Origin of the sequence: Glaciihabitans sp. GrIS 2.15 (assembly GCF_035984695.1) — a bacterium.
Classification (GTDB): Bacteria; Actinomycetota; Actinomycetes; order Actinomycetales; family Microbacteriaceae; genus Lacisediminihabitans.
On the sequence record NZ_JAXCHU010000002.1, the window covers coordinates 332,644 to 345,180 of the forward strand.

Annotated in this window: 13 protein-coding genes and 1 pseudogene; 3 read left to right on the top strand and 11 right to left on the bottom strand. The window is 62.9% G+C overall.

Annotated elements, in window-relative coordinates; genetic code table 11:
• Positions 1–7: 7 nt before the first annotated feature.
• Entirely contained in the window at positions 8–1,363 is a 1,356-nt protein-coding gene (locus RCH11_RS03970; RefSeq protein ID WP_327055685.1) for a M16 family metallopeptidase, read from the bottom strand.
• Positions 1,364–1,676: 313 nt separating this feature from the next.
• Between RCH11_RS03970 and RCH11_RS03975 the strand changes: the two genes are divergently transcribed.
• Complete coding sequence (locus RCH11_RS03975; protein WP_327055686.1) at positions 1,677–2,306, top strand: TetR/AcrR family transcriptional regulator; 630 nt, start codon at positions 1,677–1,679, stop codon at positions 2,304–2,306.
• Positions 2,307–2,355: 49 nt separating this feature from the next.
• On the opposite strand, the gene RCH11_RS03980 is transcribed toward RCH11_RS03975, so the two are convergent.
• Positions 2,356–3,342, bottom strand: a complete 987-nt coding sequence (locus tag RCH11_RS03980; protein ID WP_327055687.1) for an aldo/keto reductase — start codon at positions 3,340–3,342, stop codon at positions 2,356–2,358.
• A gap of 649 nt (positions 3,343–3,991) precedes the next feature.
• Complete coding sequence (locus tag RCH11_RS03985; RefSeq protein ID WP_327055688.1) at positions 3,992–6,304, bottom strand: polyribonucleotide nucleotidyltransferase; 2,313 nt, start codon at positions 6,302–6,304, stop codon at positions 3,992–3,994.
• A 444-nt stretch (positions 6,305–6,748) separates the two neighbouring features.
• On the opposite strand from RCH11_RS03985, the gene RCH11_RS18135 reads away from it, so the two are divergent.
• The gene (locus tag RCH11_RS18135; protein WP_442788995.1) at positions 6,749–6,910 is read left to right on the top strand and encodes a glycoside hydrolase family 6 protein; all 162 of its coding nucleotides are present in this window, start codon (positions 6,749–6,751) and stop codon (positions 6,908–6,910) included.
• Between the two features lie 45 nt (positions 6,911–6,955).
• On the opposite strand, the gene RCH11_RS03990 is transcribed toward RCH11_RS18135, so the two are convergent.
• The 7 genes from RCH11_RS03990 to RCH11_RS04020 all read right to left on the bottom strand — a co-directional run bounded on the left by RCH11_RS03990 (position 6,956) and on the right by RCH11_RS04020 (position 10,926).
• Complete coding sequence (locus tag RCH11_RS03990; RefSeq protein WP_327055689.1) at positions 6,956–7,285, bottom strand: winged helix-turn-helix domain-containing protein; 330 nt, start codon at positions 7,283–7,285, stop codon at positions 6,956–6,958.
• Positions 7,275–7,724 (bottom strand): hypothetical protein, encoded by a 450-nt coding sequence (locus RCH11_RS03995; RefSeq protein ID WP_327055690.1) that lies wholly within the window; start codon positions 7,722–7,724, stop codon positions 7,275–7,277. The genes RCH11_RS03990 and RCH11_RS03995 overlap by 11 nt, the downstream gene beginning before the upstream one ends.
• 229 nt (positions 7,725–7,953) lie before the next feature.
• Positions 7,954–8,355, bottom strand: coding sequence for a DUF6176 family protein (locus tag RCH11_RS04000; RefSeq protein ID WP_327055691.1), 402 nt, complete (start codon positions 8,353–8,355; stop codon positions 7,954–7,956).
• 27 nt (positions 8,356–8,382) lie between these two features.
• Positions 8,383–9,048, bottom strand: a complete 666-nt coding sequence (locus tag RCH11_RS04005; RefSeq protein ID WP_327055692.1) for a hypothetical protein — start codon at positions 9,046–9,048, stop codon at positions 8,383–8,385.
• Positions 9,045–9,683, bottom strand: a complete 639-nt coding sequence (locus RCH11_RS04010; protein ID WP_327055693.1) for a hypothetical protein — start codon at positions 9,681–9,683, stop codon at positions 9,045–9,047. The genes RCH11_RS04005 and RCH11_RS04010 overlap by 4 nt, the downstream gene beginning before the upstream one ends.
• Before the next feature lie 79 nt (positions 9,684–9,762).
• Entirely contained in the window at positions 9,763–10,383 is a 621-nt protein-coding gene (locus tag RCH11_RS04015; protein WP_327055694.1) for a hypothetical protein, read from the bottom strand.
• A 114-nt stretch (positions 10,384–10,497) separates the two neighbouring features.
• Positions 10,498–10,926 carry a hypothetical protein gene (locus RCH11_RS04020; protein WP_327055695.1) on the bottom strand — a complete coding sequence of 143 codons (429 nt, stop codon included), beginning with the start codon at positions 10,924–10,926 and terminating at the stop codon, positions 10,498–10,500.
• Positions 10,927–11,376: 450 nt separating this feature from the next.
• On the opposite strand from RCH11_RS04020, the pseudogene RCH11_RS04025 reads away from it, so the two are divergent.
• A pseudogene (locus RCH11_RS04025) lies at positions 11,377–11,968 on the top strand (cation:dicarboxylate symporter family transporter); the annotation flags it as partial.
• Positions 11,969–12,048: 80 nt separating this feature from the next.
• On the opposite strand, the gene RCH11_RS04030 reads toward RCH11_RS04025, so the two are convergent.
• A complete protein-coding gene (locus RCH11_RS04030) occupies positions 12,049–12,501 on the bottom strand; it encodes a DapH/DapD/GlmU-related protein (protein ID WP_327055696.1) in 453 nt (150 codons plus the stop codon).
• Positions 12,502–12,537 lie beyond the last annotated feature (36 nt).

Below are 12,537 nucleotides of genomic sequence, written 5' to 3' on the forward strand. Positions count from 1 at the left end.
GTAAAGGTCAGACGTGAACGGGCTTGTCGACCAGTCCGTCGAAGACCGAAGCCTCAACAGTACCGACGGCCGCAATCGATAACGGTCGCGAGGCGAGCTCAACGGCGAGCCCGCGCACGTCATCCGGAGTCACAAGCGCCAGTCGGCGCAGCGACTCATCGAGGTCGGCATACTCCCCGAGAGTGATCTCAGAACGCCCCAGCCGAGACATCCGCGTGTCTGAGTCCTCGAGGGCGAGGGCGGACGCACCACTCAACTGGCCAACTGCGCGCCGCATCTCGTCGTCGGTCACCCCGCCGGAACCGAGGCGCCGGAACTCGGCCAACAACAACTCGGCCACCTGGCCAGCTTTGGCGGGCGAGCATCCGGCATAGAGTCCGAAGAGGCCAGCGTCCGAGTAGCTCGGCGAGAACGAGTAGACAGAGTAGGCGAGGCCACGCTTCTCACGGATCTCCTGGAAGAGGCGGGATGACATTCCGCCACCCAGGATCGAGTTGAGCACGGCCATGGTGGACCGGCGGTCGTCAGATGCCGGGATCCCGGAGACGCCCATGAGAATATTCGCTTGCTCGATGGGTCGATACACGACCACGAGGGGGCTGCCGCGCTGGATCACGCCGAGTGTGGCATCCCGACGCTCCACCGGAGTCGCCTCCTGCTCGAGATCCCAGCCAGCCGACGCGAGCGCACGCTGCACTCCCGCGACGAGTTCGTCGTGGTCGACGGCGCCCGCGACTGTGATGACGAGATCCTGGGCGCGGTAGTTGGCACGGTAGTGGTTCCAGACCGAGTCCCGAGTGGCCGCGCGGATGGTTTCCGGGCTTCCCCCGATCGGTCGTCCGAGCGGATGGTCACCGAGCACCGCCTCGAAGAAACGCTCACTCGTGACATCCGATGGATCGTCGTCGGCCATGGCCAACTCTTCCAGGATCACGTCGCGCTCGGTCTCGAATTCCCCGGTATCGATAAGGGAAGAGGTGACCATGTCGGAGAGTACGGTGATCGCCATGGGAAGGTCACGATCCTGCACCTTGGCGTAGTAGCAGGTGTACTCTTTCGCCGTCATGGCATTGTGCTCACCACCCACAGCGTCGAAACTCACCGCGATATCGAGCGCGGTTCGTGCCGCAGTGCCCTTGAAGAGAAGATGCTCGAGGAAGTGCGTGCTGCCGAAAGTCGCGGGAAGCTCGTCTCGTGAACCGACGGCAACCCAATAGCCGACGGTTGCACTGCGGGAACCGGGCACCTGTTCGCTCAGAACGCGCACACCGCTCGGCAGAACGCTGCGACGTACGAGCGAGTCTCCCGAGGATTCGATTCTGAGTTCAGCGAGGTCGAGGGGAAGCGGGACAGCACCGTTCATTGGACCGAGTTTACGTCACGACCAGGGACATCTGCTGCACATCGCCCCGCCCCCGCATTTGAGGGGAGACCGAGGAGAATAAAGAGGACAAACAGAGCTGTCTGTCCTCATTTCCGTGTTACTGTTCTCAGGTCGAGCAAAGCACCCGAAGTTCGCTCGTCCCTCCGCTCTCGAGTGGAGTAACACCACCTAAGATTGTGTGACCGCAAACCCGAAACTTGCGGGGCAACAACACCGGACATTCCCCAATAGTCCGGTTAGCTGCCGAACGGCTTCGAGGACACCTAGCCGACTAGCCCAAGGGAGCCACGCTGTGCCGATTGTTGATACGCATCCGATCGTCCAGCGTGCCCCATGGGCGGCTGGCACCCATCACAACTCTGTGGCACCGGCCAAGCGCCGGATTCTCGAGACAGCGAACCGCCTGTTTTACAACGAGGGCATCCGGGCGGTGGGAATTGATCGCCTGATCAGCGAATCCGAGGTGACCAAGGCCACCTTCTACAAGCACTATGGGTCCAAGGACCGCCTCATCGTGGAGTACATCTCTCAACGTCATTCGCTCGTCCGGGAGTCGGTCAATGAGCTCATCCGCGAAAAGAATGACCCGAACCTCGCACTCCGTACACTCATCGACCAGATTGTGGCGGAAGTCGTCGCCCCCGGGTTCCGAGGATGCGCCTTCACCAACGCTGCGATCGAATTCACCGACTCCCGGCACGCGGTACGCCAGATAGTCTCCGACCACCGCGAGTGGTACGCCGAGACCCTCAGCGATCTGCTCAAGGAGCTCGGTCATCCCCTGCCCGGCGATGGCGGCGACGAGCTAGTACTGGCCCGCGACGGCGTGATGACCGGCGGCTACGCCGGAGACCCTATCGCCGCGACGACGGCGTTTGTGCGCGTTGTCAACCGCGTTCTGAGCGGGACAGCAGGAGAGTAATCCCGCACCACCACCGCTCGAGCGCGGTGGTCAGTCCCGGGGGACCGGCTCAGGCCGAAACCCGGTTCAGATTCGCCACCTGGTGACGTCCCAGCTGGATTTTGGCTGCGGCGACGAGCTCGATCACCTGCTCTGGCTGGCTCGCACTCGCTACAGGCGCGACAATCCCGGGCTTGGAGAGCAACCAAGCGAGAGCTATGGTCGCGACGCTCGAGTGCTGCTCGCGCGCGACCTGGTCGAGGACGGCGAGAATGCGCTGGCCACGCTTCGAGAGGTGATTGGCCAGTTCCGTTCCCCTGTTGTTTTTGCCGAGATCCCCCCTGGTGCGGTACTTGCCGGTGAGGAAGCCGCTCGCAAGGGCGAATCGCGGCATCACGGCGAGGCGCTGCTGGGCGGCGACGCGGGCCAGGTCCCCTTCATAGCCGGTGCGATGCATCAGGTTGTAATGGTTTTGCACGGCGAGCATCGGCGCAACTCCGAGCTGGGCAGCAATGACCCGCGCTTCGACGAGTCGGTTGCTCGAGTGGTCCGACGCGCCGAAATGACGCACCTTGCCCGCACGGATGAGATCGTCTACCGCGAGGAGCGTCTCCTCGAAAGGGACCTCCGAGTCGTCGATGTGCAGGTAGAGCAGGTCGATGTAGTCGGTCTGGAGACGTTCGAGGGACGCGTTCACCGAGCGGCTGATTGCCTGGGCGGTAACCCCGGGGTTGTCGGCGCTCTTGCCCACTTTGGTCGCGACGACGATACCGTCGCGCAACCGTCTGTCACGCATCCAGTTGCCGATCATGATTTCGCTTCGACCGGCGGCATAGGAGTCGGCGGTGTCGATGAAGTTCCCGCCATGTTCAAAATATGTGTCGAGAATATCGTTGGTCGCGCCCCCATCGGCGGTCCAGCCGAAGACGTTGCCCCCGATAGCGAAGGGAAAGACCCGCAGTGCAGACTGGCCGAGCGGCCGACGGATGGGCAGTGAGACCTCAAGCGTCGGGAGGTCTCCGGACGAGACCTCATTAGCCGGCATTACCTGCGCCATGACCATCCCAGAGCTCTTTCTTTCACGATGTTCGAATCGACGTGGACACCGGTGTGCCGCACCCGAATTGGAACGGGAATACCATGCACTCCCGCCATTTCGACACTAGAGGCGGGGGGTGATAATACAAGCTCCCACAGGTGAAATCCCAGTCGAGTCCACCTAATCGTTATCTCTCCGAGACCGCGAGGGTCCGGCCGCGAATTCCCTCGATGACTATCTCTTCGTCGGGATTGCCACCTGTGGCTCGGAGGTGAGCCGCATTCTTTCGAATCGTGCGCAAGTAACCGCTCCCGAGGCGTCGCTCTCTGAAGCAGGCGGTGGTGACGAGGCAGTCGGGCCACGACTCTAACCCCGCGATAGGGGGCCGCATCCGCCGTCACAGTCGGCGGGCGGCCCTTCGCAAATAGAAAAAATGTCGATGATGACGAACGATCCCAACCGGCGCCTCCCCGAGGTTCCAACCTTCACCCTGGAGAGCTCAGATTTCGCCAACGGCGATCGCTTGCCCGGGTGGGTACGTGGTGACAGCGGAGACGCCCGCGAACTGACACGACGAACGGCGAAAAGCCCGCCCTCACAACTGTGGGGGCGGGCTTTTCGTGTGGTCTCGAAGCGGCCGCAAGCGGCCTATTCGACCGGCACCGAGCTAGACCTCGGTCGAGCGGCCCTCAGACGACGCGTTGACGTTTTCCGCGCCGACATCGCTGCCCTGGGTGTCTGCGGCCTCGGCTTCGTCAGCCGCGACCGGTGCGAGCGAGAGCTTTCCGCGGTCGTCGATCTTGGTGATCTCCACCTGGATCTTCTGGCCGACCGCGAGCACGTCTTCGACGTTCTCGACACGCTTTCCACCGGCGAGCTTGCGAACCTCGCTGATGTGCAGCAGTCCGTCCTTGCCCGGGGTGAGCGAGACGAACGCACCGAAGGTCGCGATCTTCACGACGGTTCCGAGGAAACGTTCGCCGACTTCGGGGTTCAACGGGTTCGCGATGGCGTTGACCGCCGCGCGCGCCGCTTCAGCCGACGGACCATCGACAGCGCCGATGTAAACCGTTCCGTCATCCTCGATCGAGATATCGGCCCCGGTGTCGTCCTGGATTTGGTTGATCGTCTTGCCCTTCGGGCCGATCAGCTCGCCGATCTTGTCGATCGGGATCTGCACCGAGATCACGCGAGGTGCGGTCGGGGCCATCTCATCCGGAGCATCGATCGCCGCGTTCAGAACGGCGAGGATCGCGGTGCGAGCCTCCTTCGCCTGCTTGAGCGCGCCATCCAGCACGGAGGAGGGGAGCCCCGCGAGCTTGGTGTCGAGCTGGATCGCGGTGATGAACTCCGAAGTGCCGGCAACCTTGAAGTCCATGTCGCCGAGCGCGTCTTCCGCACCGAGGATGTCGGTCAGAGCCGCATAACGGGTCTGGCCGTCGACTTCGTCAGAGACGAGGCCCATTGCGATGCCGGCGACCGGCGCGCGCAGCGGCACTCCGGCGTTCAGCAGCGAAAGGGTCGAGGCGCACACGGAACCCATGGAGGTGGAGCCGTTGGACGAGAGCGCCTCGGAGACCTGGCGGATCGCGTAGGGGAACTCCTCGCGGGGCGGCAGAACCGGAACGAGGGCGCGCTCGGCGAGGAAGCCGTGCCCGATCTCGCGACGCTTCGGCGAACCTACGCGACCGGTTTCACCGGTCGAATATGGCGGGAAGTTGTAGTGGTGGAGGTAACGCTTCTTCTTCACCGGGGCGAGAGAGTCGATCTGCTGCTCCATCTTGAGCATGTTCAGCGTGGTGACACCGAGGATCTGGGTCTCGCCGCGCTGGAAGATCGCGGAACCGTGAACGCGCGGGATGACCTGTACCTCGGCGTCAAGGGCACGGATGTCCGAGAGGCCACGGCCGTCGATGCGAACACCCTCGGTGAGGATGCGGCCGCGAACGATCTTCTTAGTGACCGACTTGTAGGCGGCACCGACCTGTCCGCGAGCGGACTCCGGGAGGTTGCCGGTCTCGATGAGTCCGTCGACGTGACCCTTTGCGCGATCCTTCAGCGCGTCATCCGCGTTCTGGCGCTCGACCTTGTCGGCGATCTGGTAGATCCCCTTGAGCTCGTCGTAGGCGAAGCCGGCGACGGCGTCGTAGGTGGCCTGCTCGTAGGGGGGGAAGACCGGGTAGTCCGCGATCGGCTTCGCAGCCTGCGCGGCCAGCTCGAGCTGGGCCTTGATGAGCTGCTTGAGGAAGGGCTTGGATGCCTCGAGGCCTTGGGCGACAACGGACTCGTCCGGCTTCGTCGCACCGCCCTTGATGAGGTCCCAGCTGCCTTCGGTCGCTTCAGCTTCGACCATCATGATCGCGACGTCCTCGTTACCGTCGTTGTCCGTGGTGAGACGGCCGGCGACGGTGAGGTCGAAGACGGCCTCTTCGAGCTGCGAATACTTGGGAAAGGCGACCCACTGGTCTGCCCCATTCGAACCGGGGATGAGGGCGAGGCGGATGCCTCCGACCGGTCCGTAGAACGGCAAGCCCGAGATCTGGGTTGAGAGGCTCGCCGCGTTGATGGCCAGGGCGTCGTAGAACTCGTCCGGCGCGATGGCGAGGACGGTGATGACGATCTGCACCTCGTTGCGAAGACCCTCGACGAAGGTCGGACGCAGCGGGCGGTCAATCAGGCGGCAAACGAGGATGGCCTCGGTCGACGGGCGTCCTTCACGACGGAAGAACGAGCCGGGGATCTTGCCGGCGGCGTAGGAACGCTCTTCGACATCGACCGTGAGGGGGAAGAAGTCGAAGCCGTCACGGGGGTGCTTGCCCGCCGAGGTGGCCGACAGGATCATGGTTTCTTCGTCGAGGTACGCGGCGACGGCACCCTGTGCCTGCTGCGCGAGGCGACCGGTCTCGAAACGAACCGTTCGCGTGCCGAACTTGCCGTTATCGAGAACGGTTTCGGCGAATTTGATTTCTGGACCCTCCATAGGGGGGTTATCTCCTTTGTTTTACGTCGCAACCCCCACTGGGTCGCGACTCGTCACGGAGCAGGAGTCTCGGCAGGAAGAGGCGCACACGCAGGTGGAAAAACGACTGTCGTGTGGCGCTTTGGCGGTCGTGTCTCTCGCGGCCATGCCGCAGAGACACGCAGCTCTGGTCAACAGTAGAAAAGCACTGAATCATTTCGATTCAGGAGTTCACCACTACTGACCAGCTTCGTGCGGACCTGCTCCAGTGGCTGTCCGGCGACTGCCGCAGACGACAGGGCAACCTAAACAACCGCTCACACTCTACCAGCCACCCCCGCTCGCACCTAGGGCGCGACCCTCCCACAGCGCGGCGGATGACTGGGGCGGATTACCGTCAGCCCCTGTGCGGTTCGAACGCCGTCGTCCTCGTCGTGGATTTCCTGCGCACTGGTAACGGCTGGAATGGCAACTCGTGCGACCGTTCCAAGCGGCCTCGGCCGGGAACACCACGTGAGCATCGGCACGACGAGCATCGACGCACTGCTTTGGGCGAAGCATCCGGGCGGCAGTGACGGCAGTTGCACTGCAGCGCCCGCCAGAGCGGGTGGCCGTCACCGGTATTGATCGGCTGTGGGCCGAACGAATATTCGATGTAATTGTCAGCGGCGGTCAGCCCTCGAGCTCGAGGCCAAGATATTTGGTGGAGATGGTGGCACGAAGCGCTTCAAGGTGGGCGTGAAACGCTTGTCTACCAGCGGGCGTGAGCTGAACCCAGGTTCGGGGTTTCCGGTTGATACGTCCCTTCTCAATGCTCACGATTTCTTCCTCCTCCAGTGTGGCCAAATTCTTCGATAGGGCGGAGTCCGACAGTTCGATGACCGCGCCAAGCGATTTGAAGTCTGCTCGCTCTACTTCAGACAGCGCTGCGACGATTGACAGCCTGACCGGGGAGAGGAGGGTCTGGTTCAACCCGTGCCGTGGGTGGGGATCAGGAGACATCAGCGGCCTTCGGGGCGGGGATGACCGCAGCGACAATCAACGGTACGGCGGTGAATACGGCCGCGACGATCCAAAATCCGGTCGATTGCGCTTGCCGGGTCACGCCGACGGCGAGCACGATTGCGTAGCATGCTGCCCACAGGCCGGCAGCCCGACCAATACGGCGACCACCGCCGCGGGGAGTTAGCCCGCGGGATCTACTCCAGATGCCACCGACGAGGGACAGGATCGCCCACGCAATGAAGATGCTGATAGTGACCGCTTTGTTACCGAATCCGAGCCCAATAACGAGACCGACGCTGGCAAGCGCCCAGACCAAAAGGTAGCTGCGCACCCATCGCCATCCCTGGCCGCGGGCCCGGTCGGCACTCCTGGAGGCGATGCCCAGATCGTTTATCGCTTGTTCCGACTCGAGGTCGTCATTTTCATTTGACATCATACCGCGACATTAGCATGCTGTTGCTTATGTGGAAAGTACATTCTTTAGTCGCACATGCGGTTTCACGGCGTGGAGTGCTGCCCGCAGGCCGGACCCTGAAACACACTGCTGCTGGCTTCGACGCTGGAGGTTCGGGGTTCCCAGCTCAAAGGGCTAGTCAAGTGTGAATTTCCGATGAAAGATCCACTCTTCGTCGGCAAGATTTTTTAAGGCCGCGCACTGCGACGGGTTACTGATTACCGGTGTGGCCCCACGTAGTCATAGCCGCGAGGATATGGCCGGGTGTCAGCATGAATTTGGGCTCTAATTCTTCCCAACCCGGTTCCTTGACCCGGTAAGAGAAAGCGGCGTGATCGGCGTCGATTCGATGTGACTCGTTGAGACCTCCACCAATCTCGCCAGTGAGGCTCAGGTGGTAAATCCAGAGGGAACCATCCGCTTGTCGATGGTGCATACGACTATGGGGCGAACGGCGCTGTGTGCAGAGGAGTAGTGAAAATGACCGACTGTTAGCATCGGCGATGTCCATGGAGAGGGCGTCGGTGATCCGCTGGCGTTCCGACGGCGTCTTCCCTGCGACGGGTCCGTCGCGACGTCTCCCAGGGTGGAGGTTCCGAAAGCGTGATTTCATCAATCATTGCATGCGTCTGCCGAAACGTTAGCGCTTTGATGCTCTGGACAATTCCGCCGTGCTGAGGTCAAGCCAGGGCGGGAGGGGAGGACAGCGTTGCTCGAAATAGGCGACGTCACGAGAGCGCGGCTTCGCGGCCAGAATTTGCATATAGGGATCCCACGCGGCAAGGGCCGAGGACTGGTAGTAGGCCGGGCCTCCATCCGGCGGCGCCGGGGACTTCGCGCCGGTGGAGAGGAGGCACGGTCGCACGATCTTCCGCTGGTAGTCAAACAGCGCGGCCCGGGAGCTTCCACTCAGGTACGACACCACCTCCGATTCGCTCGGGGAACTCGCTTCACAGACGTACTTCTCCGCCTCGAACTCGAGCTGGGACTGGCCGAGGCTGGAGTTGTAGCGGAAACCGTTGTCGGTGCGTGATGCCGGGATGCCGCTGGCCCGGAGGCAGGTGAAGACTACCTCGCGCTGATCGTGGTCGGTCACGGGCCGCATCGCGGGCACCTCAGGGCGCAGCGCGTCCGGATAGTCCTTCACGACATCCGCCCAATGGATGTCAAGGATGGACTGCCGGATCTGCTCCCGGCGTTGCGGTCCAAGCGGATCGAGGGCAGGGGCTTCCGCACAGCCCGCGAGGAGCAACATGCAGGCGACAACCGTGACAGCGACAACTACCCTGCGGCTGGAGGTTGTCACGGTTTCAGGTTGAGCCAGGTCGGCGTCGGAGGGCAGCGGTGTTCAAGATAGGTCCGGGTCTGGGCAGATATGCTGCTGGTCCAGATCACTTGATAGGGATTCCACCCGGCCAGCCCCGCGAGGCCCACAGCAGCCGACCGGTCAGGCGAGGCTGGCGACGGCGCTCCGGCGCCCAGCAGACACGGCCGAACTACCCGGAGGTGGTAGTCATAGAGAGCGGCGGACTGTTCAGGCGTGAAATACGACGCCACCTGGGACTCCGCCGGATGCCCCGCCTCGCAGGAGTAGAAGCTCACTGCCACCTCGAGCGGGGTTTGACCCGCACTGCCGTAGACAGCACTCCCGTTCACAACGTGGGCCACAATCCCGGCCAACCTCAGGCACTCCACCATGGCATCTGGCCAGTCGTGATCGGGAACCGTCACCATCATGGTGACCTCCGGGCGGATCGCCTCGGGATACTCCGTCGCGACTGGCGACCATTTCGAGTCAAGGATCGTGGTGCGGATGGACGCTCGTTGGCGATCAGTGAATACGACTGCACCCGTTTCACCACTCACGGGCACGCACCCACCGAGCAGGGTGATCCCTGTCACCACCGCGGCGATTGCCACTATTGCGCGAAGTCGGCCCATGGCCAGAGTGTGGCAGCGGATTCTGGTGATTGGTCGTGCACCCGGATGGCGAGCCGGGTTGGGCTTCACGGGTTGGGCTTTACGGGGCGAGATCCATCCATCCGGGCAGGGGCGGACAGAGTTTCTGGATGAAGGCAAGGCGAGTCGTTGGCATGGAGCTGTTCCAAGCGAGCCGGTAGGGATTCCAACTCTCTCGCGCCTGAGCGCTCCGCAGGAACTTGAACAAGCTCGGCGGGGCCTCCGAGGGCACGCCCGATACCAAAAGGCAGGGTCGAACGGTGCCGACGTAGTAGCGATAGAGCGCCTCGAGGCGGTCACGGTCGAGATAGTACATAACGTCTTCGGAGGTGGGATAGCGCACGATGCACCGATAGGTCACGACTGCGAAGTCCTCAGCGGTCCGCCCCGCGGTATGGCCGAACTGGAAGTAACGGCCATCGACGAAGACTGTGAAGCCTTCGGCACGCAGGCAGTCGACCATCGACGCCTGCCAGTTGCCCTCATTCGCAGTATGAGCAACGATCACGTGCGGACGCTTCGCGTCGGGAAACTGCGAGGTCACGATCCTCCAGTGTTCGCCCTGTAGGTCGACACGGATCGCGGCGCGCTCGGCTACTGAGAGTTCGGCTGAGCGGGTGACCGGCGCGCAGCCGGCCAAGAGGACGATGCCGACCAGCATCGCCACCAGGCTACGGAGCACGCGAGAAGTGAGTGCCCTATGGTCAAGCGCCGATGCTCGGGCGCGTCTCGGAAGGATCGCCATGGCCGATTCTCCCACCATGGACCGGATCGGGCCTTCGTTCCGATTAGTGGGTCAGCGCGTCCGGCCGATGAGTAGGTCGACGCGCCATCCGCTCCGGGTCTTCCGAACGGATGCCGGGATGCGGGCTTTCTTGCCGGCACCGTCGAGACGGCCGAGAGCCTCATCGATGACCGGTTCTAGTCCGCGCGGGATCCTGCCTACAACGCCGGTCACCCGTGATCCGGAAAAAAGGCGGATGTCCATCGGGGCATCCGTGCGCTCCTCCTCAGCAGTCCGGCGCGAAATCGCCGTTTCGAGCTCTGATTCTCCGCTGTCAATGATGCGCTGGAGTTCCTCCTGGTGCGGGGTGCTGTTGGCAAGCCGCAGGGTCGTCCGTGTCTTATTCGGTAGCAGGTTGAACCTGTAGTCGTCGAACGACCCGGAGCCTCGGTCGTCTCTCGGAAGGGACGTGTCGACGGGCGCGCGATTCCAGAAAGCCATGCGTGAATGCTACCGAGTGGCGGGGATACGGATACTGCGAATCGAGCAGTCCCGAACCGAGCAGTCCTCCGCGCGCGACTGGGTCCGCGGGTTCGACCAACGTAGTGGTATTCGAATTCTGGTCGGCCAGGGGCCCCGCAGCGCGGCGTGCGGATCGCCCGAGAACTATCGGCGAGGTATTCGTGATTGCGACGAAACGTGACCCGCGAGGGATCGAGGGCCTCCCCCTCCTGCGCCAATGAGACCGGCACCGGCGCGGATCGCCGTGCGCACCGCATCCGTTTCCCGCACCGCCGTGATTGCGATGATATCGACCGGAATCTCCGCCGAGAGGATGCGGCGGGCCAGTTCGAGTCCGTGGCAGTCGGGCAGATTCATCATGTAGAGCACTACGAGATCGATCGGCGTGCCCCGCACCGAGCGGCCAGCATTGGTTGCACCAACGGTGCGATCTTCTTTGTTGTCAATCTCGGTGCCATGCTGAAGGTCGTCAGCGGAGTAAATATCTTCAGCCTGATGAAGTACTCGGGTGCGAATATCTGCTTTCCGTGGGAACCTCGTCTTCCGAGGCGGCACACCTTTGCCTTATCCCCAAGATGGAGCACCTCGGTGTCTCGAAGTCGGTGGTCGGATTTACCGTGCCGACGGGCCATTTGTTCACCCTTCTCGCCCTCATGATCATCGCCTCGAAGGTCGCAGCGGGTGTTGCCGGTGCAGGGCTCGCGACGCTGGCTTGCGGCCTGGGGACTTGCCGCCCGGACCTCGTCAACGGTGTCGGCGTGATCGTGGGAATCGACCGGTTCAGCTCGGAGGAACGCGCCGTCACGAACTTCACCGGAAACGCAGTCGCAACTGTGCTCATCGGCCGCTGGACCAGCCAGATCGACACCGCCCAGGTTCGCGCGGGGTCTCGGGCGAGCGTCGGTGCCACGAGGCCACGATGGCCGGGACGGATGGCTACGGCGGTGACTCCGTGCTTACCACCCACGCGATCACCGTGGTCGTCAGAGGGGCGGAATTCCCGTCGGCGGAGTCTCGCTAATAGCGGCTCTCGCACCAAGAGAGGCCGACCTGGCGGGGTCGGCCTCTCTTGTAGCGCTTCTCTAAACGCTTGAGGAACCCTTACGCGGCCTTGTCCGACACATAGCTGCTGACCCGGGCCGTCGGACGCTTCACCGGCATGGCCGACTCCCGAGGGGTGCCGAGCACCGTAGCATCCGCCACTTGGGCGTCCGCGTCGATGCGCATTCCGCCGGCGATGCGCACATTAGTGCCGATTCGCGAGTGGCTGCCGAGGCGCACGTCGTTGCCCACGATGGTGTCACGGCCGATGTGCACGTTTTGCCCGATGAATACTCGTTCACCCAGCACAACTCCCTGATCGATCCAACTGCCAGAGCCGATCGTACCGTTGTCGCCTATCCGGGCATCCGCCTCTATATATGCCGTCGCGGCCACAAAAGTGCTCGCCTGCACCCGCGCCTTCGGCGACACAAAACCTCGCCCGTTGGCGTGGTGCTGGTATTTGAGAACGGTGCCGTTCTCGGCCTCGACTTCTTCGTTAACTCTTCCCATGTGGGACCTCCCTGTGCTGTTCCTCAACTAGTAAAC